This is a genomic window from Spirosoma humi (assembly GCF_054776575.1).
Window position 1 is genome coordinate 193984 of the sequence record NZ_BAAHBR010000008.1, and the last position, 25452, is coordinate 219435.

The 25452-nt window shown below is 48.7% G+C and carries 20 protein-coding genes and 2 tRNA genes; 13 read left to right on the top strand and 9 right to left on the bottom strand.

The genetic code is table 11. The features are described from left to right. The first annotated feature begins 162 nt into the window (after nucleotides 1–162). From ACYU8Y_RS09340 to ACYU8Y_RS09370, 7 genes are all read left to right on the top strand, one after another. On the top strand, nucleotides 163–1236 hold the full coding sequence (locus ACYU8Y_RS09340) for an NAD-dependent epimerase/dehydratase family protein (RefSeq protein WP_460936471.1): 1074 nt from the start codon (nucleotides 163–165) through the stop codon (nucleotides 1234–1236). Between the two features lie 84 nt (nucleotides 1237–1320). Then, the gene (locus tag ACYU8Y_RS09345) at nucleotides 1321–2283 is read left to right on the top strand and encodes a glycoside hydrolase family protein (RefSeq protein WP_460936473.1); all 963 of its coding nucleotides are present in this window, start codon (nucleotides 1321–1323) and stop codon (nucleotides 2281–2283) included. A gap of 113 nt (nucleotides 2284–2396) precedes the next feature. Beyond that, the gene (locus ACYU8Y_RS09350) at nucleotides 2397–3221 is read left to right on the top strand and encodes a hypothetical protein (protein ID WP_460936474.1); all 825 of its coding nucleotides are present in this window, start codon (nucleotides 2397–2399) and stop codon (nucleotides 3219–3221) included. Between the two features lie 70 nt (nucleotides 3222–3291). Continuing rightward, nucleotides 3292–4260, top strand: coding sequence for a glycosyltransferase family 2 protein (locus tag ACYU8Y_RS09355; protein ID WP_460936476.1), 969 nt, complete (start codon nucleotides 3292–3294; stop codon nucleotides 4258–4260). Between the two features lie 77 nt (nucleotides 4261–4337). Continuing rightward, the gene (locus ACYU8Y_RS09360; RefSeq protein ID WP_460936478.1) at nucleotides 4338–5126 is read left to right on the top strand and encodes a TauD/TfdA family dioxygenase; all 789 of its coding nucleotides are present in this window, start codon (nucleotides 4338–4340) and stop codon (nucleotides 5124–5126) included. Nucleotides 5127–5254: 128 nt separating this feature from the next. Further along, nucleotides 5255–6229, top strand: coding sequence for an aldo/keto reductase (locus ACYU8Y_RS09365; protein WP_460936480.1), 975 nt, complete (start codon nucleotides 5255–5257; stop codon nucleotides 6227–6229). A 30-nt stretch (nucleotides 6230–6259) separates the two neighbouring features. Beyond that, nucleotides 6260–7027, top strand: coding sequence for a glycosyltransferase family 2 protein (locus ACYU8Y_RS09370; RefSeq protein ID WP_460936483.1), 768 nt, complete (start codon nucleotides 6260–6262; stop codon nucleotides 7025–7027). A gap of 6 nt (nucleotides 7028–7033) precedes the next feature. Here ACYU8Y_RS09370 and ACYU8Y_RS09375 read toward each other — a convergent pair whose 3' ends face one another. Beyond that, nucleotides 7034–7477, bottom strand: a complete 444-nt coding sequence (locus tag ACYU8Y_RS09375; RefSeq protein ID WP_460936485.1) for a hypothetical protein — start codon at nucleotides 7475–7477, stop codon at nucleotides 7034–7036. Nucleotides 7478–7529: 52 nt separating this feature from the next. On the opposite strand from ACYU8Y_RS09375, the gene ACYU8Y_RS09380 reads away from it, so the two are divergent. Next, entirely contained in the window at nucleotides 7530–8495 is a 966-nt protein-coding gene (locus ACYU8Y_RS09380; RefSeq protein WP_460936487.1) for a YheT family hydrolase, read from the top strand. 29 nt (nucleotides 8496–8524) lie between these two features. Here ACYU8Y_RS09380 and ACYU8Y_RS09385 read toward each other — a convergent pair whose 3' ends face one another. From ACYU8Y_RS09385 to ACYU8Y_RS09420, 8 genes are all read right to left on the bottom strand, one after another. After that, nucleotides 8525–9403, bottom strand: coding sequence for a MerR family transcriptional regulator (locus ACYU8Y_RS09385; protein ID WP_460936489.1), 879 nt, complete (start codon nucleotides 9401–9403; stop codon nucleotides 8525–8527). A gap of 341 nt (nucleotides 9404–9744) precedes the next feature. Next, a tRNA-His gene (locus ACYU8Y_RS09390) sits at nucleotides 9745–9820 on the bottom strand. 111 nt (nucleotides 9821–9931) lie between these two features. Then, nucleotides 9932–10546, bottom strand: a complete 615-nt coding sequence (locus ACYU8Y_RS09395) for a superoxide dismutase (protein WP_460936491.1) — start codon at nucleotides 10544–10546, stop codon at nucleotides 9932–9934. A 56-nt stretch (nucleotides 10547–10602) separates the two neighbouring features. Continuing rightward, entirely contained in the window at nucleotides 10603–11037 is a 435-nt protein-coding gene (locus ACYU8Y_RS09400; protein ID WP_460939006.1) for a nucleoside deaminase, read from the bottom strand. 23 nt (nucleotides 11038–11060) lie between these two features. Next, nucleotides 11061–14726: an Ig-like domain-containing protein gene (locus tag ACYU8Y_RS09405; RefSeq protein ID WP_460936493.1), complete on the bottom strand. Its 3666-nt coding sequence runs from the start codon at nucleotides 14724–14726 to the stop codon at nucleotides 11061–11063. 281 nt (nucleotides 14727–15007) lie between these two features. Beyond that, nucleotides 15008–18094, bottom strand: a complete 3087-nt coding sequence (locus ACYU8Y_RS09410; RefSeq protein WP_460936495.1) for a glycoside hydrolase family 3 N-terminal domain-containing protein — start codon at nucleotides 18092–18094, stop codon at nucleotides 15008–15010. Between the two features lie 370 nt (nucleotides 18095–18464). After that, the gene (locus ACYU8Y_RS09415) at nucleotides 18465–18710 is read right to left on the bottom strand and encodes a hypothetical protein (protein ID WP_460936497.1); all 246 of its coding nucleotides are present in this window, start codon (nucleotides 18708–18710) and stop codon (nucleotides 18465–18467) included. A gap of 151 nt (nucleotides 18711–18861) precedes the next feature. Beyond that, nucleotides 18862–19692, bottom strand: coding sequence for a T9SS type A sorting domain-containing protein (locus ACYU8Y_RS09420; RefSeq protein WP_460936499.1), 831 nt, complete (start codon nucleotides 19690–19692; stop codon nucleotides 18862–18864). A gap of 178 nt (nucleotides 19693–19870) precedes the next feature. On the opposite strand from ACYU8Y_RS09420, the gene ACYU8Y_RS09425 reads away from it, so the two are divergent. The 5 genes from ACYU8Y_RS09425 to ACYU8Y_RS09445 all read left to right on the top strand — a co-directional run bounded on the left by ACYU8Y_RS09425 (nucleotide 19871) and on the right by ACYU8Y_RS09445 (nucleotide 25357). After that, nucleotides 19871–21886 carry a sensor histidine kinase gene (locus ACYU8Y_RS09425; RefSeq protein ID WP_460936501.1) on the top strand — a complete coding sequence of 672 codons (2016 nt, stop codon included), beginning with the start codon at nucleotides 19871–19873 and terminating at the stop codon, nucleotides 21884–21886. Between the two features lie 81 nt (nucleotides 21887–21967). After that, entirely contained in the window at nucleotides 21968–22663 is a 696-nt protein-coding gene (locus ACYU8Y_RS09430; protein ID WP_460936503.1) for a response regulator transcription factor, read from the top strand. A 94-nt stretch (nucleotides 22664–22757) separates the two neighbouring features. Then, nucleotides 22758–23735, top strand: a complete 978-nt coding sequence (hemB, locus tag ACYU8Y_RS09435; protein WP_460936505.1) for a porphobilinogen synthase — start codon at nucleotides 22758–22760, stop codon at nucleotides 23733–23735. Between the two features lie 119 nt (nucleotides 23736–23854). Next, nucleotides 23855–25192, top strand: a complete 1338-nt coding sequence (locus ACYU8Y_RS09440; protein WP_460936507.1) for a dihydroorotase — start codon at nucleotides 23855–23857, stop codon at nucleotides 25190–25192. 81 nt (nucleotides 25193–25273) lie between these two features. Continuing rightward, nucleotides 25274–25357: transfer RNA gene (locus ACYU8Y_RS09445), tRNA-Leu, on the top strand. Nucleotides 25358–25452 lie beyond the last annotated feature (95 nt).

Sequence of the window (25452 nt, forward strand, 5' to 3'; positions counted from 1 at the left end):
CATCGCTGTCGTTTTTCCCGATTACTAACTTGCAACGCCTGTTTGCCTGAATAGGATAATAAAAGGAATGTAAGTCTGGATTTTTGCGTTACTTTGTCTACTCAAATCCTCGAAAAATAGTATTATTCGGATAGGAGAGTTTCACTACGACCTAAAAACGATATGAAAATTGCATTAGTGACGGGCTCTGCCGGCCTGATCGGTAGCGAAGCAGTAGCCTTCTTCGCGGATAAATTTGATCTGGTTGTTGGTATAGACAACAACATGCGGCAGTACTTCTTTGGCGCCGATGGTTCAACAGAATGGAACCGCAACCGCCTGGCAGAAGCCTATGCCAATTACCAGCACCGACCCGCCGATATTCGGGAAGTCGCTCAACTGGAAACGATTTTTCAGGAATTCGGCACCGACATTAAACTGGTGTTGCATACCGCGGCTCAACCCAGTCACGACTGGGCCGCCCGCGAGCCATTTACGGATTTTGGCGTGAATGCTGTCGGAACGCTCAATATGCTGGAAATGACGCGCCTGCATTGCCCCGAAGCTGTATTTATTTTCACATCGACCAATAAGGTGTACGGTGATAATCCCAATTTTCTGCCGTTGATCGAAACCGAAACGCGCTGGGAGATCGACCATAACCATCCGTACTTCGAAAACGGTATCGACGAGCACATGAGTATCGACCATACCAAGCACTCGGTTTTCGGCGCATCGAAAGTAGCGGCTGACATTATGGTGCAGGAATACGGGCGGTATTTCGGTATGAATACAGGTGTGTTCCGTGGCGGCTGTTTGACCGGCCCGAACCACTCCGGCGCTCAGTTGCACGGATTCCTGTCGTACCTGATGAAATGTGCCATTACCGGAAATCAATACACTATTTTTGGTTATAAAGGCAAGCAAGTCCGGGATAACATCCACAGCTGGGATCTCGTGAACATGTTCTGGCATTTTTACCAGAACCCGCGTCCGGGTGAAGTCTATAACGCAGGCGGTGGCCGGTATGCGAACTGTTCTATGCTCGAAGCCATTGCACTCTGTGAGGAAATTTCGGGCAATAAGATGAACTACCAGTACTCGGAAACCAACCGCAGCGGTGACCATATCTGGTATATCTCCGACCTGACCAAATTCAAGCAACATTACCCTGGCTGGGACTGGACGTTCGATTTGAAAGAAACGATGAGTCAGATTCATACCAGCATGGCTTCCCGTTTAGCCCCAACGATTTAATCGATATACCCACAGAGAAAGCCGCGTTAGTATCAAACGCGGCTTTCTCTGTGGGTATTCCACCTTCTATAAGACCTGATTTGAATGACTTGGCAGAAAAAAGGACTTGTTTATAAACCCGACGGTTCCAAACCGTTTAGCCGCACGCACGCGCAGGTTCCATTTGGTTATCCCATGCAGGATAAACTGCGGGTGTATTTTTCTACCCGCGATGAAAATAGTTCCTCGGCCGTTTCGTTTGTTGAACTGAACCCTGATAACCTGTCGGAAATAACCTATATTCATGACAAAGCGTGCCTGTCGAAAGGGGCTGTTGGCATGTTTGACGAAACAGGAACCATGCCTTCCTGGTTCTTACCTGTAGGTGACGAAATCTGGCTGTATTATACCGGCTGGAACAAAAGTGAAACGGCCAGTTATCGGTTGGCCATTGGACTGGCCATCAGCCGTGATGGAGGGTTGACCTTCGAACGAAAATATACTGGACCAATTCTTGATCGGTCAATATATGACCAGGTTTGGATTGCCCAGCCCTGCGTAATGCGCGAGGAACAGGTCGATGGCTCCATTCGGTGGCGGATGTGGTACCTGTCATGTACGAAGATTGAGGTGATCAATGGTCATCCCGAGCCTTTTTATGATGTGAAATATGCCGAGTCCACAGATGGAATCCGTTGGGAGCGTACCGGTCACGTTTGTGTCGGTTACGATCAATTCACGGATGCCATTGGCCGACCAACGGTATATAAAGACAAAGACTCAAACGGTGCTGATTTGTACAAAATGTATTTTTCGTACCGTAACGCAACGAACTATCGGACCGATGTTCAACGGAGTTACCGGATTGGTTATGCTGAGTCCAAAGATGGTATTACCTGGGAACGCAAAGATGAATTGGCGGGAATCGAACGGTCGGTTGATGGCTGGGATTCACTAATGATGGACTATTGCCACATTTTCAAACAGCAAGACCAATGGGTAATGCTGTATAATGGAAATGGGTTTGGTGCATCGGGATTTGGCTACGCAACTCAGCCTGCAGACTGATGAAAATCAGTATCGGGAGGGTTGTATTTTCTCCAGATACCGCCCTACTTTGTGACACCATTTAAAACAAGTAAGAACAGCCGCGAGCAGTCGCGCATTTACACGTTTTTGTTATGAAAGAAGTTGCAAAATACCTGATAAAAATTGATGCGGAGTTCAAGGACGGCAGAATCGTTCCTGAGGTTTCTTATGAAGAGGTGATGCGGTTGGTCAATGAGCCAAACATTGTCATTGTCAAAACGGGTATTCCCGAAGAGACACTGCGTAGTGTTATCAAAACCACCCACGAGTGGGCTTCTAAAACGCCCCTGGCCGAAGGTCCTGATCCGTTTGACAATAATCAGCACAAGCAGCGGCTGCATATTGCCAAGATTCAGCAGGCACCCCAGTTGTTTCATGACCATACTTTTGATGCCATTCTGGATCTTGAGGAACCCATGCAGCAACGCCTGATGGACGTTTTCAAACCCATGCGCCAGTTCTGGAATGATCTGACGGGTAACAACGAAGAATATGGCATCCGAAAAGGACAACCTTATTTTCACCCCCAGGTAACTCACTACCCATTGGGAGGAAGCTTCTTCGGGCGGCACTGGCACCCACTCAATCCGCAGAAAGTTGGCACTATCTTAGCCCTGAACCAATACGGAAAAGATTACACCTCGGGCGGTACCGGTTATGTCATCAATGACCATATTGTCGAAACAGAAGGCTTCCAGGATATAGGCGACCTGATCCTGTTCCGGTACGATTTGCCGCACTGGGTTAGTCCGTCGAGCTTTGCTGATCGCTTTAGCTGGGATGATCCTGCCGGACGTTGGGTGGCCATTCTGCCATTTTACGATCCCTGGGCGAAGCCAGCCGATAAGGATGAACCACAGGGATGGAAAGCTCAGATTCAGACGCCTAAAAACGCCACCTCAGCGGCCGTTATTTAGTTTACAGCTTACAGTTTATGGACAAAAAAGCAGCTGACGCTGTTGCCTGTAAACTGCACACTCGATTGTTATGCCAAAAGTTAGTGTCCTGATTATTACCTACAATCAAAAAAATTTCATTCGTCAGGCTATTGACAGTGTTCTGGCCCAGAAGACTCTATTTCCAATTGAAATATTAGTCGGCGATGATTTTTCGAGCGATGGTACACGGGAAATTATTCAGGAATATGAACGCCAGCATCCCGGCTTAGTCAAAGGGGTACTTCACCCGCGTAACCTGGGTAAAAATGGCGGCATTAATTTTCTGGAAACACTAAAACGGGCAACCGGTGAGTATTACGCCTTAATCGATGGTGACGACTATCTGACCGACCCACTGAAGTTACAGAAACAGGTCGATTTGCTGGACGCTCACCCCGATTACTCGATGGCTTTTCATAATGCCCTGATCACGTACGAGGATGGTAGTCCGTCGCACGTGCTCAATGGCCCCGATATGAAGCCCTTCTATACAATAGAAGATCTGATTGGGGAAGATGAAATCTGGTTTATGGCTACTTCCAGTACGCTGTACCGGAACTCGATCAAAGAGTATCCTGCCTGGTTTAGTGAGTCAGTCAGTGGCGATATTCCCCGATTGATTCTGAAAGCGAAAATGGGCAAAATTGGGTACCTACCGGATGTTATGTCGGTTTATCGGAAAAACAGCAATGGAACCAGCTTTACGGACAAGTATGATGATGCTGTTTTTTTGCAAAACCGGATTGATATGTACAGCAATATCAACCGCGAACTGAACTACCAATATGATCGGCTACTGAAAAAAAACATAGCCCGTTATTATCGGATGATGCTGAAGAGCAGGCAGTTCCGAGATTCATATCTGGGAAGGTTAAAACTGGTTTCCCGATATTACTCGTTGGCGAAACCAAACTTGACCGATCTGAAAACGATTGTTTATGACCATTTAACCCCGCCTGTTCTACAGCGTGCTTACGGCGTCGTGGCTATCGGCCTTCACCGTATTCTAAATAATTGAGTAACTCGGTTTCCCTCATTTGGGCAACTGTTACACTTTTCCTATTTTGTGAACTAAATAACGAAACTAAAGAGGCTATGAATTTTTTTCAGCAAGTTGCCTATACGACGCCGGAAGAAACGATTCAGAACGTGAAAGAAGCCGTTCAGAATAATAAACTGGTTTTCCTGTCTGATTTCCGTGAAGATCTACCCGTACACGATTTCTACAGCAAGCTATCTGAATCGGTTGGTCGTATTCATGCTGCCGACGAAGACCTGGCTACCGGTAAAATGACTGGAAATCGTTGGATTGACATTACATACGATCCTCAGATTCCTGATCGCTACCGGTCGAGCAACACACGTCAGCCATTGCATACGGACGATTCGTACGTTGAACTGGGTGGCGAAGAAGCGGTAAACTTCTTCTATTGTGCATCGAACGCAAAAGTTGGTGGCGCAACGACGTTCTTCGATTTACCGAATCTGGTAGAGTGCATGAAGCTAGACGGCGAAGATGCGCTCTTGGAAGAATTGATGAGCACCGATGTAGTCCACTCGAAAGGGGGCGCTCGTAAAGTGCGGAAAATAATCGACAAAGATGGAGAAGGCTATCTGGCAAACTGGAATTACTTCTGCCTGTCGCGCGAAGAAAATACGCCGGAAGTACTGGACCTCTGTGAGCGTTTTCACCAGTTCCTCGAAAGCCGGATTATGAACGCGGGCATCATCTTGCCCGTTCAGTTGAAAAAAGGAGAAGCCGTCTTCTTCCACGATGACCGTGTTCTGCACGGACGTAATGCGTTTTTCGCTGAATTCCCAGGCCAGCGGAGCCTCATTAAAGGGAAAATCATCATCACGCCGGCTGCCGATGCCGTTTATTAATCATACATAGGAAGACGACCGGATTAACCTCCTTGGTAGCCGATATACTCCTAAATATGCAGTCTGATATTGGTTGAATGAAGCGACTTTGTTGCCTGATTCAGCCAGTATCAGGCTGTTCTTTTCCTATGAGCGTATTCATAAAAGAGCAGTTAACATCTCGTCTGGGCTTTGGTACCTGGCAGTTTGGCGGGCCAAATGTTGTAAATGGCCACCCAACGGGTTGGGGTGAGGTCGATAAGGCCGACGCCATTCGGGCAGTGCACAGCGCCCTGGAGCAGGGAATTAATTTCTTTGATACGGCTGACAGTTACGGTCGTGGACAATCTGAGCGGATTTTGCAGGAAGCCTTCGCGCAAAAGCCCGACGTGACCAAAATCATTTGTACAAAGTTTGGGAATCGTCAGTCGCCGGACGGCAAACCGATTCAGGATTATAGTGCTGATTATCTGACTGAAGCCGTCGAAGGAAGTTTAGACCGGCTGGGTGTTGAGACACTTGACCTGCTGTTACTTCATAGCCCACCTGACGCGTTCGATTGGGCCAACTACGACCCAACACCGTTCGAACAATTAAAACAAGCCGGAAAAATTCGGGCCTATGGTGTAAGCTCGCGTTCTGTATATGGTGCTAAACGTGTTCTAGAGGCTGGTTTCGGTAGCGCGCTGGAAGTGATTTACAATGCCCTGGACCGCCGGGCTGAAGAATTGTTGTTTACGGCTCCCAACGCTGGCAATTATTTATTTATAGGACGAGTGCCCCTGGCATCTGGCTTTTTAAACCCGGCTTACCTAATGCAGGACCCCGTTTTCCCCCCCGATCAATACCGACATTATTTGCCCGACCGTGATCGTGATTGGCTAATAACATCGACCCGCAGTCTGGCTTTCCTAAATGATCAGCCTGGAGGGCTTGCAACGTCTGCCTTACGATTCAGTTTGTCTAACGACGCTGTGGGCGTCGTTATTCCTGGTATGCGTAACGAAAAGCAGGTTTTAGCGAATCGTCAGGCTGAAAAGTTAGGGCCTTTGTCGACCGATTTGCTGACTCGTATTCGGCAGGCTGTTCCCGACGTAGCTGATCACTGGAAACCCAAAAGCTGATTTTGATATAGTTATTTTTTATTTTTGTCTATGAAACTAAGCGTCGTCATACCTGCGTACAATGAGGAAGAGTCGTTACCGCCAACGCTCCGTGTTCTTTATCAGACATTGGCTAAACACGGGATTCCGCACGAAATCTGTGTGACAAATGACAACTCGAAAGATGGCACGCTGGCTGTCCTTGAACGCCTGGCTGCGACTGAGATTCCAACGCTTGTGTACTACACAAATCCTGGGCCCAATGGCTTCGGTTACGCCGTACGCTACGGCTTAGAGCGGTTCTCCGGCGACTGTGTCGCGGTATTCATGGCCGACCTCTCGGACGACCCCGAAGATTTGGTGCGGTTTTACAACAAAATGCTGGATTCTGACGTAGACGCCGTCTTCGGCTCCCGTTGGGAAAAAGGTGGCAAAGTGATTGATTACCCAACCCTGAAAAAATTCATTAACCGGGTCGCCAATTTCATTGTCCGGGTGGTAATGGGTATAAAATACAACGACACCACCAATGCCTTCAAGCTGTATAAGCGCGAAACGATTGAAGGTGTAAAACCCTTTCTGGCTCCTCATTTTAACCTGACGGTCGAGTTACCGCTTAAGGCTATCGTTCGCGGCTATTCGTATACAGTGGTACCTAATAGCTGGACGAATCGAAAGTATGGCGAGTCGAAACTGAAAATTAAAGAAATGGGAAGCCGCTACTTCTTTATTCTAATGTATTGCCTGATCGAAAAGTATTTTTCTCAGGGCGATTTTCGCAAAAAAACAGCGTCGGTCCCACAGACCGTGAGCCGCTAAGCTTTGTTAGCTAATTATGCCTTTCAGTCCTGGGATCAGGTAAAAAAACAGTGTCTGAACAATTGCCCAGGGAACGGCGCTAATAAACATTGACAAGATCACTTTTCCCCGGTTAACCCCAAACGACAGGGCTAGGATTGTGCCACCGATGGGCGTTAAAATTAGGGGCGTCAAAAACGCGATGCCTGTCATACCAAAGCGTTTCCAGATTCGAATGGCCATACGCGTTCGTTTGGTAAACCGCTTGGGCGGGGTTGATCTGAACCGCCTGACCAAAGCTTGTATGGCTGCTCCTGCGTAGGTAACAACTACGACACTGATCATCATACCCAGCATCGTACAAATAGCCGTCTCGATCCAGGTTAGGCCGAGCGCTGCTCCTGATAAGGGTCCACCGGCAAATTTGATCGTGCTGGTAACGATGACCGAAAGATATTTTGCGAACTGCATTGCGTTGATATGTTCTGAAACAACGCCATAAAAGTATACGTTGTTTAGGAATATGCCGCTCATTCTGTCTACTTATCCTGGCCCACCCTCTTATCAGTATAACGGTCACCTGCAAACCATCATACCAAGCTTGATGCGGAAGGTGCAAGGCGTTGTCTATCAGCGCGAACGGCTGATCCTGCAGGATGGTGACTTCGTTGATTTAGACTGGGTTAAGAACGGAAAGAATCGACTGGTCATTTTGACGCATGGTTTGGAGGGTGACAGCAATCGACAATACATTCGGGGCACAGCTAAACTTTTTGTCGAGAATAGTTACGATGTACTGGCCTGGAATTGTCGTTCGTGTAGCGGGGAAATGAATCAGGCATTCCGATTGTATAACCACGGTGAAATTGGCGATTTTGGCGAGGTGATTACCCATGCGATCCGGTACAAACAGTACGAGGAGGTAATGCTGGTGGGTTATAGCATGGGAGGCAACATCACGCTGAAATACCTGGGTGTTCACGGCTGTCAGCTCCCTGATGTGATTAAAGGCGGTATCGCCATTTCGGCTCCTACCGATCTGGGTGCCAGCGCGGGCTTATTGGATCGGCCATCGAACCGGTTCTATCGAAATCGGTTTATGCGCAAACTAGTCCTTAAAATAGCTCAGAAAGCTGCTCGTTATCCAGGCCGACTGGATATGACCAAGTTAAAGGAAGTAAAACAGTGGCGGGATTTTGACGAGTTTTTTTCGGCACCGGTCAATAATTACCGCGATGCCGACGACTTTTACACCCAGGCGTCAGCTGTTAATTTTATGGCCGGCATTTGCATACCAACCCTGTTGCTAAACGCCCAGAACGACCCACTACTGTCACCGGAGTGCTCGCCAGTCTGGCTGGCCGAAACGCATCCTCATCTATTTCTGGAAACGCCCCGAACGGGTGGCCACGTTGGCTTTCAGGTTACCCATGACCTATACACGTACGCCGAACGGCGTGCTCTTTCATTTGCCCAGCAAATAGGCTGAACACGGCTTTCTCTTCACTAGGATTGACATCAATTAGTCGAAATGTGCATCAACTCATTGATTTGATTGATGATTGCTGTGTTGCCAGGTGTATCAATATCCTGGCCAACTACCTGGTAGCCCGTCATAAGTATTTGCGAATTCGGGAAGGCCTTCGCTATTCTATTCACAAAGGGCTGCACTTCATGGTTGGCTGGTACAGATGTTAGCACCGTGAAGATATAATCGGGCTGGTGGATCTGATAGGCGAAGGCTAATTCGTTCAGCGGTAGATTTTGCCCCAGATAGACTACTTTGTTGGATCGGGAGCGAATAATGTAATGGGCAAACAGGAGGCTAATCTCATGAAACTCACCCTCCGGTAAGAAGAGCATGTATTTTTTGCCAGATGAATCAGGCGTACCTATCAGCCCATTGATGGCTACAATGATTTTCTGCCGGATCAGGTTCGTAATAAAGTGCTCCTGCGCTGGCCCAATGGATCCCGTTACCCACAAGGTGCCAATACGGCTCAGAAATGGGTAAATAATATTAATCATTGTATTCTCGAAGCCAGACTGGGCGATGTTAGCGCTAATGATTTTTTCAAACCGCTCTTCGCTCAAATCCAGCATCGATATGGTCAGGGCATGAATTTGGTCCGGGTAATTTAATGGCCTCTCCGAAATCTTGACGACTTCGCGATTCAGGTCTTCCGAAGAAAGCTTGGCAATCTCAGAAATCTTGTACCCATGGTCTTTGAGCAATGAAATGTTGAGAACCCGCTTGAGGTCATCATCGCCATAGGTGCGAATGTTCGTATCTGTCCGGTCAGGCGAAAGAATGGCGTAGCGCTGCTCCCAAATGCGTAACGTATGCGCTTTGATGCCTGAGAGTTGTTCTAAATCTCTAATTGAGTATGTACTCATGAATTGAAAAATTCAAGGGTTTTTGCTCAGACCCGCTTATTGGTGCTGGTTCTAACTTGATTTTCGGCTCTAAATGAAGGTGGTAAAGTGCCACAGGTTCCAACCAATTAACGACAAAAAATGATTTTTTGTTTAATGATGGCCTGGAATCTTTAAACAAAATATACGAATATACAGCACGCTTAGATTTAGTATAGCCTAAATAAATGCCCCTGCGCCGGAAGGTTTCGTAGGGTTAACGAGATAGTGAAGGGTAAAGAAACTAATAAACACCTGGTGTCTAGCCTGTAACAATCAGGCAACAAAAAAAGGCCTTGATCAATCAAGGCCTTTTTATTAAAGGGTGAAAGACGGGGCTCGAACCCGCGACCTCCGGAACCACAATCCGGCGCTCTAACCAACTGAGCTACAATCACCGTTTTAGGAGTGCAAAAGTAACAATGATTTGTGAATTATGAGTTATAAATGACGGTTTTTTTACAGCCTGAACCGCAAAAAAATCATTTATAACTCATCACTCATGATTAGTTAAGCCTGTTTGCCCTGTTGATACCGTTTCTCGGCGGCAGCCCAGTCAACCACGTTGAAGTAAGCGGCAATGTAGTCGGGCCGACGATTTTGATACTTCAGGTAATAGGCGTGCTCCCACACATCGAGGCCAATGATTGGAAATCCTTTTACTTCGGCAATGTCCATCAGTGGGTTGTCCTGATTCGGAGAGGAAGTAATAGCCAGTTCACCTTCGGGAGTAACGATCAACCAGGCCCATCCTGAGCCAAAGCGAGTCGTAGCCGCTTTCGTGAATTCTTCTTTGAAGGCGTCAAACGAACCAAATTTCTGCGTAATTGCATCAGCCAGGGTACCTGTAGGCTGGCCACCACCACTGCCCGAAATGGTGTTCCAGAATAATGTATGGTTATAATGACCACCGCCATTATTGCGAACAGCAACAGGAGCCGTGCTCACGCTGGCCAACAGATCTTCGATGGATTTGCTTTCCATGTCGGTGCCGGCAATGGCGTTATTTAAATTCGTCACGTACGCATTGTGATGCTTGTCGTGGTGAATTTCCATTGTCTGTTTATCAATATTCGGTTCGAGCGAATCGCTTGGGTAAGGAAGTGGGTCTAGTACAAAAGCCATTTTACTAATCAGTTAGATGGAAGATTATTCGGTTGAGTTAACAACCCTGTGGTGAATTATGTTCTTAAGCGATTAAAAAACTTCGCCAGCAACGCCTGGCTTTCTTCGGCGAGCACGCCCGTTTCGAGCCGGGTTTTAGGATGCAATAGCGCGGATCCAAAGCGACTGTAGCCACGCTTCGGATCGCTGGCACCAATTACCAGACGACCGAGCTGCGCCCAGAAAAGAGCCCCTGCACACATGACGCAGGGTTCAAGGGTTACATACATGGTGCAATCAGGAAGGTATTTACTGCCCAAATGCTGCGTAGCCGATGTTATGGCCATGAGTTCGGCATGAGCCGTTACATCCATCAATTGCTCGGTTTGGTTTCGGGCTTTGGCAATAATTCGATTTCGGCAAACAACAATAGCACCAACAGGAATTTCTCCATTATCGGCAGCGTCCTCGGCCAGTGTCAGTGCCATCTCCATGAAATACTCGTCGGGCATGAGCGTCTGCAATCGGCTGGAATTTATTGTTTCATTATTTTTCGAACCGTTTGCCGATCTCCGACCTGTACTCGCATGAGGTATTGACCACTTGGCTGCGAAACAAGATCCAGTTCATTGCGCTGGTTGCGCGTTGTCTGCTGCAAAATGGGTTTACCGCTCAAGTCCGTTAACGTAACTACAGCCGGATCATGCGTTAAGGATAAGTTTAATTCAAGAATCAGGATTGTTTCCGTCGGAACAGGATAAGCTTTTATAAATGGATCGAGCGAGTTGTCATCAACGCCCAGCAACGGCATTACCGAAACGACTGCCGTGCCGGAAAGGACTCCATTTCCACAGCTGTTACTCACACTGGTCAGGCGATACGTAGTTGTACGGGCAGGCCGTGCCTCAACCACATAAGGACTGGTAGCCACCGTTAGCGGGTAGCTGCGAAGGCTATCGGCATAAGTTACGTTCCAGGGGCCGTCTCCGCCAAACGTGAGCGTCAAATTAGCTGGTACTCCTTCGTAAATGTTTTGCGTACCGGTAAGGGTAGCCGTTGGCAGCGATCGAATTGTCAGAAGGGTAGGGCTATTGCTTCCCGTAATACCTATCTCTGGATTGTCTGCTTTTACACGAACGTAGTACTGACCTCCCGGCAACGTTGTCGGTAATGAGCTGGTTATCGGCGAGCCGCTGGCACTTGTCGAAGCCGCATATTTTTTTGTCGTATCGGCTACGCTGACCATCTCGATTCGAAACGCATTTCCCGGATTGAATTCGCCAGTCGTGGTAAAAGGAACCGAAAGGGATGTGCCTGCACACAGGGTTGTTGTGCTTAAGTTGCTGGTCGATACGGTTGGTACACGAACCGTTATTGTAGCCGTATTTCCGGGTAATCCTGCTCCGCACCCATTGACAACAGATGTCACTTGATAGGACGTATTCCCGCGGGGTAATACCAAAATCGTTGTGTCCGTGCGGACTGTACCGGAGTAGCCGCCAGTAAGGCTGTAACTATAGGGGCCTGATCCCGTAAACTTAAGTTGCAGCGGGACTTTCAGGCCCAGGTTGACGGTGGTGGTTGGAGCAAACAAAGATAGGGTTGGCGTCGTGTTGACGACAACCCGAATCATAGCTCGAGCGCTGTAGCAGCCATAGGAAGCAATCTGATACACATAGAAGGGATCGCCCTGAAGCTGCACGTTTGTATTTAACGTCGATGGAGTCGGAGCATTGGATGTTACATTGCCATAGGGATCGACCCACCGTAGCTGGCTTCCTGTTTCGCCTATGGCTTCTAACGGTACGGCTTTGTCATTGATGCAATACGTGATCAGTGACTTCGGGGTAACCGGAGCGGATGGTGTGAGAATGGTTACCTGAAGTGCCGCTTTTTCGCCTTCGCAATCATTAACCGTTTGGCTGACCTGGTAGGTCTGTGTTCCCGTTTGGTCGACAGATGGTATAGGCGCACTAGAAAGTAACTTGTTATCTGTCGTGTACCATTTCAGGGTGCCTTGGCCGCTGGCGCTCAAAGGCGATAAATTTTGTGGTGGTTGATCTTGTTGGGCCTGGCAAAATGTGAGTGGTGATACACCAGGCTTATCGGGTAATGGTTTAATCGTGACAGTCAGGTTAGCCTTAGGACCTTCGCAATTTTCGATTGTTTGTGATACCTTGAATACCTGACTTCCTACGGCATCTGAACTGGGCGTTGGTGCACCGCCGTTCAGTAAGTTGTCGGTTACATCATACCATTTTAAGCCTGATCCATCAGCGGTCAATCGCTGCGTTTGGCTTTTGTTACAGAAGCTAACCGAATTTGCCACCGGTGCGCCGGGGGTAGCCTTAACCCGAACGCTAAGACTAGCCCGCGGACTCTCACAACCCGCTACTGTCTGACTGACATAGTAGACCGTGGTAACCGCATTATTATTGGCTGGCACAGGTGCTGTAGGGGAGGCAGAGCCGCCTGATGGATTTGTTCCGTACCAGTTAACCGTTGCGTCAGATACCAATGTTGCGGTCAATACGGGTGCGCCAGTTCCCTGACAAAAGTCAATGGACGACGTTCCGGGTGCATTGGGCGTATCTTTTACCTGGACGACTATTGCGGTCCGTTCGCTTTCACAGCCGTTTACCATTTGTGCTACATAATATGACGTACTACCAATGGCGGTTGATGATGTACTGGGCACAGTGGCGCTGCCAGATGATGAGCCACCCGTAGCATTGGTGCCATACCAGCGGAGATTTTGACCACTAGCCGACAATGGCTGTGCCGTTACACCTTCACAATACGCTGCGGGGGGCGTAGCTAGGGGGGCTGCTGGAATGGCATTTACGGTAACTATTAGAGCAGCCCGAGCACTTTCACAGCCATTGACTGACTGACTGACATAATAGGTAGTTGATCCTAACGCTGTGGTTGTTAACGCTGCCGGAGTCGTTGTTGGGGTTCCGTCGGTTGCGGCCGTGCCATACCAATTCAGCGTACCACCCGTAGATGGTGTTGCCGTAAGCGTGTAGCCCGATTGGTTTTGACAGGCAATTAGCGGACTAGAAACACCTGGTGCGCTGGGCGTTGCTTTGACGGTTACGGCAATGGCGACTCGGGGACTTTCGCAACCATTTAGCGTTTGACTGACGTAGTAATCAACACTTCCCGCTTTGCTTGTACTGGGCGTGGTTGCTGTTGTAGAGGCCACCCCCCCTGATGAATTGGTGCCATACCAATTTAAGGTTGCGCCGGTAGAGGGCGTTGCGATCAATGACGAAGCGGGTTGATTTTGGCAATAAGCAGGAGGGACTGTAATGGTCGGCGCACTGGGACTATCTTTCACCTGCACCGTAATCCCTGTCCGTGCACTTTCGCAACTGTTTACCATTTGAGTTACGTAGTAGATTGTATTGCCAATAACGTCTGTCCTTGGAACAGTAGCATTACCAGAGCCTGAACCCCCGGTTGCATTGGTGCCATACCACTTAAGGCCTTGACCGCTAGCTGATAATGGTTGCGCCGTTACACCTTCGCAATACGGTGCGGGAGCAGTCACTGTAGGGGCTGCTGGAATAGCGTTCACGGTAACTGTTATGGACGCACGTGGACTTTCGCAGCCATTTAGCGTTTGGCTAACATAGTAGATTGTAGTGCCCGATGTTGATGTTGGAGGAGTAGGTGCTGTAGAGGACGCGGAGCCGCCCGTTGCATTGGTGTCATACCAGTTGAGCGAGCCATTGGTAGAGGGCGTTGCTATTAATTTACTTGCAGGCTCGTCAACACAGTAAGTCAACGGGGTTGTTATTCCGGGAGTAACCGGCGCTGTTACCGTAAGTATTTGTGTACTGGCTGATCCCGTTTTGACTGAATTGCTGGACACAACGCGAATACGATACCCGGATCCATTTGCCGTTGTTGCCGGAATGATTGCATTGATCGTTCCGGCAGTAGCCCCTGCCAGCGTACCAATGACAGGAGAGCTAGCTGAAAATGTTCCACTGGCATCCGATAATTGGGCCGAAAATGTGTTTGACGCGGCAAATGTCCCGCTTATTGAGAAGGGAACCGTTAAGGCCCCTCCTGGGCAAACAGAGGTGGGGGAAATGGTACCAGTTGTTATCGTCTGGGCAAACGTATGATTGCTTAAGCCAGCCCAAAAAAGCCAGAAAAACAAGCAGAAGTAGATGATACGTCCCTTCATAGAGTAGGAGAATAAAGCAGTTAAAGGCCTAAAGTTAGTGCATTTATAAACGATATGCAGAGTTGATCGCAGCGCTTGCGTTCAGAGAAATGTGGCGTAGAAGTAGCTTGCTTTGTATACTATTGCTGATGTGAGTAAATAATAGCGCATTGATTACTCACATTAGTTTATCTAAATAAACATACATAGCAATAAAAATGCCACTTCTACTCAGAAGTGGCATGGGTCAATGGGGATGACTAGTCGCTCAATCGACTATAAAGTTTTCAGGCCACCAACAATTATTGGACGGCTGAATAAATTACTTCATGAATACGCCGACGCAGTTTTGTTGTATTAATGGAGTTGTTGCCGGCTGTAGGATAAATGCGATTGGAGAGAAAAATAAAAATCAGTTCCTGATCAGGATCAACCCAAACGACGTTACCCGTAAAACCCGTGTGCCCGAATGACCGGGGTGACACCTGCTGAGCCATATAAACGCTGCTGGCACTCTCCGGATTTGGCTTGTCCCAGCCGAGTGCCCGATGGCTGCGGTTACTGAGCGTTTGCGTAAAATAGGGCACCGTCATTGGCTGCAGAATCCGTTCATCGCCATATACCCCTTTCTGGAGGTTCATTTGCAGAAGCGTAGCAATGTCATGTGCATTCCCGAAAAGGCCCGCATGGCCAGAAATGCCTCCTTGTACGGCCGCCATCTGATCATGAACGGTACCGACTAGAAGCTGATTTCGATAGTATGTATCCTGTTCGGTTGGCGCACATCTGGGGTTGGGAAGCCGCTGCAACGGTGTAAAACCGAGCTGGTGAAGACCGAGCGGTTTATATACATTGTCCGTAACGAACTTATCCAGAGGTTGCTTGCTAACCCGTTCAACCACTTTTTGTAAGGTCAGGAAATTAAGATCGCTGTAAACGAAAGCGGGTTTGCCCGTTTCGTCGTTTTTCTTGGACATCGGCGACTGAACTACCCATTTCCAGACCGAATCCCGCAAGGCCGGAACACCCCAAAGTGTGGGGGCAATCTGAAGGGTATGCAAACTGTCGTGCACGGCCGAATAGTACTCGGCTTTCAGGCCTCCACCAGGCAGCCGGGTACGATCCCAGGTGGTTGGGTAAAACGAAACCATGCCCGACTGATGCCAGAGTAAATCCTGAAGGGTAATATTCTGCTTGTTTGTGTTCCTTAATTCGGGAAGGTAAAACGATGCTTTCTGAGTGAGATCAATTTGTTTCCGGTCATACAACACCATAACGGATTGTAGAGTTGCCAGCACTTTCGTCAGTGAAGCCAGATCGTACAACGTTTCGTCCGTTACTTTTTCGGCGTTTGGCGCGTAGGTTAGCGCGCCAAAGTTTTTGCTGTACACGATCTTGCCTTTCCGGGCGACTAGAATTTCGCAGCCGGGCACCACATGGTTTTTTACCGCTCCCTGCGCAATGGCATCGATCTGATTCAGCACCGTCGACTTCATGCCCACACTTTCCGGTGAGCCAACCGAAAGCCGTCCTTCGGGGCTTAATGTCAGGCCCATCCCTACTTTCATGTCCCCTATCGAAATCGGTAGCATACCTTGTGAGCCCAATCCACCAAACAGTATTTGCGGCACCACTCGCTGCATATCATCTAATTCCTGATAAGCACAAACCAGCGCATCCGCCCCGGTAAATTGTTGCAGACTATAGGGCGAGCCAAAGGCGGTCACAACTACTTTCATCCCGCGCTGTTTCAGGCGGGTAATCAAGTCAAGCGATGGTTTCGTTATGCCATACTTTCTGAGCGACGATTCACTCATTCGGTGATAACTGACAACAACCGTATTGGCATCGCCAACCTGCGCCAGCATATTGGTCAGATCAGCTTCCGATACCGGTTTTTCGGGATAGGCAAGCGTCTGGAATGGGGCATACTGATTCAGCGTCTTCTGAAAAACATTGCCTGGTTCAGCGCCAATCGCAATGGATGCCAATCGCAAGGTATCCAGGTGTTTGAGGGGCAACAAACTATTTTTGTTGTCGGCTACCGTGACCGATTGCTCACAAAGTTCCTGCTTCAGTAACTTGGCTTCGGGCGAATTAAGGTCCGTGGATAAGCCCGCCAGATTGATGGGTTTGTACTGAGCCAGGCCAGCCCAATACTTAGCCCGAAGAATTTTTTTAACTTTCTCGTCGATCAGCTCCTGCGAAATAACGCCCTGCTGAATAGCATTGAGAATATTCGTTGTGGCTTCCCGTACATTTTCGGGGTACAGAAGAATGTCGTTTCCAGCCATTAAAGCCCGCAAATTGACATCCATTGTCTTGGGCGACCGGCTGATTCCGCCCATGTTTAACGCATCGGTAAAGACCAGCCCGCGGAATCCCAACTCTTTTTTGAGGAGTTCCGTAACTATTTTTTCCGATAAGGTTGCGGCTAAAGCAGGCGTATTATCCATCACAGGTACGTGTAGGTGACCCGTAACGACGCCCATTAAGCTATCGGCAATAAGTTTCCGGAACGGATACAGGTCAATTTCCCGCATTTGCTCCGACGAACGGCTAACGGTCGGTAACGTGTGGTGCGAGTCAGCGTTTGTATCGCCATGACCTGGAAAGTGCTTGGCCGTAGCGATGACATGCGTGCCCTGCAACCCCCGCATATAAGCCGAAGCTTTCAGCGCAACGTTTTCTTTTGATTCACCGAAAGAGCGCACTCCAATAACTGGGTTGGCTGGGTTGCTGTTGATATCGGAAACGGGGGCAAAATTGATATGGATACCCAGACGCTGGCACTGACGACCAATTTCAGCGCCCATACGGTAAATAAGGTCGTTATTCCGAATCGCACCGAGCGACATCTGTTTTGGAAAGTCCATTGTACTGTCCAATCGCATGCCAAGTCCCCACTCGCCATCAATGCCAATCAGCAACGGTACTTTTGATTCGGCCTGGTAGCGATTCGTCAGAACCGCCTGTCGATACGGCCCTCCCTGAAAAAAAATTAACCCGCCAATATGATTCGTTTGGATAAGATGATCGATGTACTGGTAGTGATTGTCGTGGCGGTTGGAAAACGTGGCCACCATGAAAAACTGCCCGATTTTCTGTTCAGGTGTCAACGTATGAAAGACGCTGTCTACCCAATGCTCACCACTGTCAGACATTGCAAATACTTCCACAGGCCGGGCGGCCGGACCAAATTTATAAGAAGCAAGAGCTATCCGATTGGCGTTGGCGGCAGCCGTTCGTTTAGCAGCTGCTCTGATCGCGGTTGTGCGGGCAAGCTTCGCCCAGAAGTTACGACCGGGCTTTGTTAGGCCAAAAGCGGTTAACAAGCTGGCAAGCAAGAGGCCAACGAGTAAAATAGGTCGTACAACAATATTCCGCATGGGCACTCGATAAAGAAAAAATATTATTCAGTTGACGGCAGTATTTGGACAGACCATAAAAATAGCCAAAGCCTGTCGTAAACCACAACTAATCATTGAATTGTCTAAGTTTTTAACGAAATAATTTATAGAAATCGTTCTGACTACTGGATTAATACAAAATTAAATTGCCCTGCGAACTGATTTTTATTCAGATAATCAATGACTTAAAGAGGGCGGCACCGATCAAAAAATGATGAAGTAAATTCATTTATGGGGTAGGCGAAGGGGCATATTGGTTTGGTATAAAACAAAAAAAGCCCGTAAACGGGCAAATTATAAACCAGCGCAGCGGATTCTGACCACTGGTAAAGCAGGAAAACCAGGTAATTTAGTAAGGCCGGGCAGGGCGCACATTCATCAGGGCTGCCAGAAAGCGCTCGCCAATAACGACTTTCGTTTCCTGAACAGTTTGCTGCCAGCAAGCTAAAGTGGTCGATTTTGTTTTGGCTATTGAAGCCGCTGCCTTCGTCCGCATCTGTTTCCGGGCAGCAAACATATTATGAGGATGCCCCATACTGAATGCCTGGCCGCTAATGCCTAAAAGTAAAATGCCGACAACCAAAAGAGTTTTCATGACCGCTTATGTCTAAGAACAATACAAAGATATAGGTTTAGTTTGGTATCTTGCAATACATAGTACTAAATTTTTGAAAATATTTTTTAGCTGATTGACGATCCATTTCTGATTCATCAATATTGATAAATCAGAAATGGATCGTTAGGTATTAGTCGATTACGACCCGTTTAACAGCACCGTCTTCATTTTGCGTAACGGTAATGAAGTAGGCACCCTGTGCTTTTTTGCCCAAATCTATTTGTCCAACGAACTCGCCTGAGAAGTCCTTGACCTCCCGTTTAGCTACCTCTTTGCCTTTTGGATTGGTGACAACTATGCTCACATCTCCTTTGGCGGGAGCCGTAAAGCGAACAGTCAACTGGTCATGGTCCGGGTTGTTTGGAAAGGCATCCAGCCCCCGAATGGTCGACGCTTTGCCGTTGACATTGCGTGCCCAGTCTTCGAACGGTCGAACGAGCTGACGGTCAAAATCTCTCGGTATCTGTAATTTGAGTCGATTGAATTGATCGGCAAGCGAATCGGCTCCCCGCCGAAATTCGTAACGCCAGTTCTGGTTATTCCAGAAATCCTGATCGACACTGCCCCGCTGTAGTTTGCCGCGTTGTGCATAGGCATCGGCTGGAGCACGCCGTTTGCCTGGCATGATCCGTTCCCGGGTCACGGTTCGATCCCCATCGGCATCATCAATAATAATCGTCATTTGGCGTTTGCCGCCGTCTTTGCGGGAGGCTTTGAGTGAATCCACCAGTTTCATGACTATTTTGTCTCGCTGTGGATCGCTCAGGCCATCCATGTGGTAGATACGTTCAATTTCGCGAACTTCATCGCCATTACGTTCGATGATCCGTACGTTTACGTCACCCTTACTGGCTTTCGTGGATGGGCTGGTTTGCTGCTGAGCCAAAGCAGCTCCGCTAAACGTGAGCGCCACCAGCATGGCCGCCACGAACTGGTATCGGACAAAAACTGTTTTTTTCATAGTACTGGTTAGTTGCAAACGAAGGAGTGATAAGTTGCTGAATCAGTTGGTACAGGGGGTGTTAAAGTTTGTTAACGAGCCAATGACTAGCTAACTCGATTCGTACTTTTACTAACCCTTCTGACTGGTTTTTTATAGACGGAATTGTTAGTTGAAGGTTGCATGAGGGGGTAAAAAAATGTCAAAAGAACGCATACGCTGGATTGTAGCCCTGATGGCTATTGGGCTATTGGGGCTGGTAGGGCTACAGGTCTACTGGATCAGTAGTGCCTTGCAGTTACAGCGGGAACAGTTTGCCTACAAAGTGACCGATGCCTTGCAGGAGGTGGTACGGGCGCTGGAGCGACAGGAAATTTTTTACCTGACCAACCAGCGCGTTCAGGCCCGCGAACACCAGAATCGGTTGATGGCCATTGCTAAAAAAGAGGGACGTTCGGTGCTGAAGGCAGATGCCGAAAAATCGCTTGCGGCTACCAGGCCAACCCGCCCCAATCAGCAAAAACAGGCACCCATACCAACGCTCGATCAATTGGCGGCTCGACAAACAATTCCCCCTGGAATGACATCCGTTGGGAATATTGTTGTCCAGTCGGATGTATTGCACCCAATTGTCCGTCCGCTGTCGGCAGAGCAAATGGCGGTTGTCGAAGAGTTTGTTCGCCAGCAGGATGAACTAATGGCGGTTGGCGACTGGCAGGCGCAATTGGCACAACAACAGCAATTTAACCAATGGGCCGAGGGCCTCATGTATACCGAACTGAATCGAATCAATAATCAGGTTCGGCAGGATTCGGCAGCTCGGGCCGCCAAAAATAAGCTTCGGCGGGCAACGCAGCGCCGGAAGAATCAGGCCGACAACAGGCTGGCATCGGCTAAACCCGGTTTGTCAACAGATACCGCTGGTGTCAGTCAGCAGCGGAGTAAATCGGCCCGGACTGAGGAGCAGTCGCACATGATTAAGGATGTGCTCAAAGGGTTGCTTCTATCTGACCGGCCTATTGAAGACCGCGTTAATCGATTGGCGCTCGACACCTTACTGCGGCAGTCGCTGGTGGAGAGGGGCATTAGTATTCCGTTTGCCTATGCCGTTCGAACCAGCCAAAAGCCAAGATTTCTGTTTACCTCGAATGGTATCGAGGCACAGCAGTTTGATGTAAATGGCTATAAGGCCGCCTTGTTTCCCAATAACCTGATGGAAACGGGCAATTACGTGTATGTCTATTTTCCGACCCAGCAGGAGTTTATTCTTAGTCGACTGGGCTTTACACTGGGGGCCTCCATTGTGTTGATTCTGGTCATACTGGCGTGTTTTTACATTGCCATCAGTACCATTGTTCGGCAGAAGAAACTAGCCGATATCAAGAACGATTTTATTAACAACATGACGCATGAGTTCAAAACGCCAATCTCGACGATATCGCTGGCGGTCGAAATGGCGCAGGAACAATTGCGCTCGGACATGGTAGCCCAGCGTTCGACGGCTTTATCGAACGTAGGTTCAGGCGGATTTGGCACCCGGTCCGGCTCGCCCAGCGATGGGCCCCCGGATCAGAAAATGCCCGAATCGAGTATACCGGATTCCCGCCTGACGCGCTACATGAGCATCATTCGGGATGAAACCCGACGATTGGGGTCGCATGTCGAGAAAGTCTTACAAATGGCGTTGCTGGACAAAGGCGAAATCAAGCTCAATATAAGTCCCGTCAACGTGCATGATGTCATTGAGAAAGTGCTGAACAACCTGAGTCTGCAAATTGAGCAGCGGGGGGGCGAAGTCGACCTTCATTTCGATGCCGACCGGGAAGTTGTGGAAGCCGACGAACTCCACCTGACCAATATTGTCTATAATTTGCTGGATAACGCGCTGAAATATTCGCCCGAAAATCCGCACATCACCATTAGTACGCGGAGCCTTCCCGACGGAAGTGCGACAGGCGGATCATCCATAGCGGGTGTTAGTATCATCGTAACGGATCAGGGGCTGGGTATGAGCAAAGAGCAAACCAGTCGAATTTTTGAAAAATTTTACCGGGTGCCCACCGGCAATCGCCATGATGTAAAAGGCTTTGGTCTTGGACTCAGCTATGTAAAGAAAATGGTTGAGGAACACCACGGTCAAATTCTGGTTGAAAGCCAGCCCGGAAAAGGCAGCTCATTCGAGGTCATCTTACCCTATAAAATTTTGAATGAGTAAGTGATTAAATAAGCGAATATCCTGCTGGATGCGTCAGTCCTATTCGTTCATTCAAGCACTTACTCATTCACTCATTCACTTATGCCGACCATTTTACTCGTTGAAGATGACCCGAATCTGGGTCTTTTGGTGCAGGAATACCTGACCATGAAAGGATACCAGACCGACCGGGCTATTGATGGCAATCAGGGCCTGCAACTGTTCATGGCGGGTCACTACGACCTGTGTATCTTCGACGTGATGATGCCTAAGAAAGACGGATTCACGTTGGCTAAGGAAGTTCGAATGGACCATCGGGATGTGCCCATCATTTTCCTGACCGCCAAATCCATGCAGGAAGATACGATTCAGGGATTCAAGGTAGGGGCGGATGATTACATGACGAAGCCATTCAGCATGGAAGAATTGCTGCTCAGGATTCAGGCTATTCTCCGACGGTATCAGCGCACCTCCGACTCCGTCGAAGCAACTACGTATCAGATCGGCTCATTTTCCTTCGATTATCCCCACCAGCTTCTTTCACGAACGACTGATGCAACGGCCAGCCAACCGCAAAAGTTAACCAGTAAGGAGTCCGAATTATTAAAATTGCTGGCTCAGAACCTGAATCAGCCAGTCAGTCGTAGTTTTGCCCTGAAGATGGTTTGGGGCGATGATTCGTATTTTAACGCCCGAAGCATGGACGTGTACGTAACAAAACTGCGCAAATACCTGAAAGAAGATCCATCGGTTCAGCTTGTTAATGTACACGGCGAAGGATTTAAATTGATTGTTTAAGGGTTTTTGGTTTACAGAATACGGCTTGATGCCTTGTCATCAATTGGTAAGTAAACACCGTTAACCGTAAACCAGATACCATAAACTAGAACGCATGAACCTAATACGCCGTCCGCGCCGGAACCGCCAATCGGCAGTTATCCGCGACATGGTGCAGGAAACCCGCCTGTCAGTCACTGATTTTATTTTGCCGGTCTTCATTACGGAGGGCCAGAACATTCGGTCGGAGGTATCCTCCATGCCGGGTATTTACCGGTACTCACTGGATCTGCTGCTCAACGAAATTGGGGAGTGTGTCGATCTGGGTGTGAAAACGTTTGATCTGTTCCCTAATATTGCCGAGTCGAAAAAAGACAAGTACGCTACTGAAAGCTATAACCCCGACGGTTTGTACATGCAGGCGATTCGGGCGATTAAAGATCGGTTTCCTGACGTAATGATCATGACCGATGTGGCCATGGACCCTTATAGTTCAGATGGCCACGATGGCATCGTGGAAAATGGGAAAATCGTTAACGATCCAACGTTGGAAGTGCTGGGTAAGATGGCTCTCGCTCAGGCCCAGGCCGGCGCCAACATCGTTGGCCCCTCCGATATGATGGACGGTCGCGTTGGTTACCTGCGGCAGGTGCTGGATGAAGGAGGGTTCCACGAAGTAGCGATCATGTCGTATGCAGCCAAGTATGCGAGTGCTTTCTACGGGCCTTTCCGCGACGCACTTGAGTCGGCTCCCAAATTTGGCGACAAGAAAACCTATCAGATGAACCCTGCCAATAGTCGCGAAGCGCTGATTGAGGCCCAGCTTGACTACGACGAAGGGGCAGATTTCCTGATGGTAAAACCTGCGTTAGCGTACCTGGATATTATCAAGTTACTGAACGATAACTTCCACTTGCCCATTGCTGCCTACAATGTCAGTGGGGAATATGCCATGATCAAAGCGGCTGCACAAAACGGCTGGCTCGACGGCGAACGCGCCATGATGGAGTCGTTAATGGCTATAAAGCGAGCCGGAGCCAACGTCATTCTGACGTATTTTGCGAAGGAGGCCGCCCGTTTATTACAAAGCTAGGTAGACTAGCGCAGGCTATCGACTTTTATTCCCCAACGAGCTGTGATCATATCAACCTCACAATTCGTTGGGGAATTTGATAATTCTGAATTCCGGTTCCGTTCCCAATCTTTTCTATAATGACCAAACTCCTGATTCGTAACGCCCGCTTAGTAAACGAAGGGCAGATCATTGACACCGACGTATTAGTAGAAAACGGATTTATTGCCCAGATCAAGCCCGGCTTATCTGAGGTGGGTGTCGGTCAAGTTATTGACGCCAGGGGTACCTATCTGTTGCCCGGCGTTATTGACGATCAGGTGCATTTCAGGGAGCCCGGCCTGACGCATAAAGCCACAATTGGGTCCGAAGCGCGGGCAGCCGTGGCGGGGGGCGTTACCAGTTTTATGGAAATGCCTAACACTGTTCCCAATGCCCTGACGCAGGAATTACTGGCCCAGAAATACGCCATCGCAGCCAATACGTCGCTGGCCAATTACTCGTTTTTTATGGGGGCCTCCAACGATAATCTTGACGAAGTTCTGCGAACGAATGTACATGACGTTTGCGGAATCAAGGTATTTATGGGATCCTCGACGGGCAACATGCTGGTAGACAATGAAGGAGTGCTGGACCAATTGTTTCGAGAAAGTCCCATGCTCATTGCTACTCACTGTGAGGATGAAGCCACCATTCGGGCTAATACTGAGCATTACAAAGCTGAGTATGGCGAGCATGCCACGGCCGGGCTTCACCCTTTGATTCGGAATGAAGATGCGTGTTTACGTTCTTCGTCTATGGCCGTTGAACTGGCCAAGCGGCACAATACCCGGCTGCATATACTGCACATTTCTACCGCTGATGAACTACCGTTGTTCGACAATACAATACCCCTTACCCAAAAGCGTATTACGGCAGAAGTCTGTGTACATCATCTCTGGTTCGATAGCGAAGATTACGCAACACTGGGTAATCTGATCAAGTGTAATCCGGCCATAAAAGCGCCCTACCATAAAGAAGCGCTGTTGGCCGGCCTTCTGGATGACCGTCTGGACATTATTGCTACTGACCATGCGCCCCATACCTGGGCTGAAAAGCAACAGCCTTATTGGCAGGCTCCGTCGGGTTTGCCGCTGGTACAGCACCCGCTTCTCCTGATGCTCGATTTTGTCAAACAGGGAAAATTATCGCTGGAGACGCTTGTCCGGAAAATGTGTCATGCGCCCGCCGATTGTTTTCAGTTGGATCGGCGCGGGTATGTTCGGGAAGGCTATTGGGCTGATCTGGTCTTGGTTGATCCCGCGCAACCAATGACTGTTTCTGCGGAAAACATTCTGTATCAATGCGGTTGGTCTCCGCTGAATGGTCACACCTTTGGTGCCAGCGTAACCCACACCATTGTTTCGGGGAGGCTGGTTTATGAAAATGGTCAATTCAGGACCAATCAACCCGGAGAGCGGTTGTTATTTATCCGCTGATACCAAAAAAAATAAGTTAAAATCTTGTGCAATCGGGTTAGAGACCCTTATCTTTGCAGTCCCAACACGGGGAAACGCGCTGCCGAAGTGGTGAAATTGGTAGACACGCACGTTTCAGGGGCGTGTGTCTTTACGGACATGCGAGTTCGAGTCTCGCCTTCGGCACAAGTAAAAACGCAATCAATTGTAAAAAGTTGATTGCGTTTTTTTGTTAAAGCTATTCAGATTGGCTTACTCTATTCGTCGTTCTATTTAGTCTT

What these genes read in the sequence shown, in the direction of transcription:
- ACYU8Y_RS09385 (WP_460936489.1), bottom strand. Translation starts at nt 9,403, where the DNA reads ATGAGTACATACTCAATTAGAGATTTAGAACAACTCTCAGGCATCAAA.
- ACYU8Y_RS09380 (WP_460936487.1), top strand. Translation starts at nt 7,530, where the DNA reads ATGCCGCTCATTCTGTCTACTTATCCTGGCCCACCCTCTTATCAGTAT.
- ACYU8Y_RS09350 (WP_460936474.1), top strand. Translation starts at nt 2,397, where the DNA reads ATGAAAGAAGTTGCAAAATACCTGATAAAAATTGATGCGGAGTTCAAG.
- ACYU8Y_RS09360 (WP_460936478.1), top strand. Translation starts at nt 4,338, where the DNA reads ATGAATTTTTTTCAGCAAGTTGCCTATACGACGCCGGAAGAAACGATT.
- ACYU8Y_RS09365 (WP_460936480.1), top strand. Translation starts at nt 5,255, where the DNA reads ATGAGCGTATTCATAAAAGAGCAGTTAACATCTCGTCTGGGCTTTGGT.
- ACYU8Y_RS09345 (WP_460936473.1), top strand. Translation starts at nt 1,321, where the DNA reads ATGACTTGGCAGAAAAAAGGACTTGTTTATAAACCCGACGGTTCCAAA.
- ACYU8Y_RS09355 (WP_460936476.1), top strand. Translation starts at nt 3,292, where the DNA reads ATGCCAAAAGTTAGTGTCCTGATTATTACCTACAATCAAAAAAATTTC.
- ACYU8Y_RS09430 (WP_460936503.1), top strand. Translation starts at nt 21,968, where the DNA reads ATGCCGACCATTTTACTCGTTGAAGATGACCCGAATCTGGGTCTTTTG.
- ACYU8Y_RS09420 (WP_460936499.1), bottom strand. Translation starts at nt 19,692, where the DNA reads ATGAAAAAAACAGTTTTTGTCCGATACCAGTTCGTGGCGGCCATGCTG.
- ACYU8Y_RS09440 (WP_460936507.1), top strand. Translation starts at nt 23,855, where the DNA reads ATGACCAAACTCCTGATTCGTAACGCCCGCTTAGTAAACGAAGGGCAG.
- ACYU8Y_RS09425 (WP_460936501.1), top strand. Translation starts at nt 19,871, where the DNA reads ATGTCAAAAGAACGCATACGCTGGATTGTAGCCCTGATGGCTATTGGG.
- ACYU8Y_RS09395 (WP_460936491.1), bottom strand. Translation starts at nt 10,546, where the DNA reads ATGGCTTTTGTACTAGACCCACTTCCTTACCCAAGCGATTCGCTCGAA.
- ACYU8Y_RS09375 (WP_460936485.1), bottom strand. Translation starts at nt 7,477, where the DNA reads ATGCAGTTCGCAAAATATCTTTCGGTCATCGTTACCAGCACGATCAAA.
- ACYU8Y_RS09400 (WP_460939006.1), bottom strand. Translation starts at nt 11,037, where the DNA reads ATGCCCGACGAGTATTTCATGGAGATGGCACTGACACTGGCCGAGGAC.
- hemB (WP_460936505.1), top strand. Translation starts at nt 22,758, where the DNA reads ATGAACCTAATACGCCGTCCGCGCCGGAACCGCCAATCGGCAGTTATC.
- ACYU8Y_RS09405 (WP_460936493.1), bottom strand. Translation starts at nt 14,726, where the DNA reads ATGAAGGGACGTATCATCTACTTCTGCTTGTTTTTCTGGCTTTTTTGG.
- ACYU8Y_RS09370 (WP_460936483.1), top strand. Translation starts at nt 6,260, where the DNA reads ATGAAACTAAGCGTCGTCATACCTGCGTACAATGAGGAAGAGTCGTTA.
- ACYU8Y_RS09415 (WP_460936497.1), bottom strand. Translation starts at nt 18,710, where the DNA reads ATGAAAACTCTTTTGGTTGTCGGCATTTTACTTTTAGGCATTAGCGGC.
- ACYU8Y_RS09410 (WP_460936495.1), bottom strand. Translation starts at nt 18,094, where the DNA reads ATGCGGAATATTGTTGTACGACCTATTTTACTCGTTGGCCTCTTGCTT.
- ACYU8Y_RS09340 (WP_460936471.1), top strand. Translation starts at nt 163, where the DNA reads ATGAAAATTGCATTAGTGACGGGCTCTGCCGGCCTGATCGGTAGCGAA.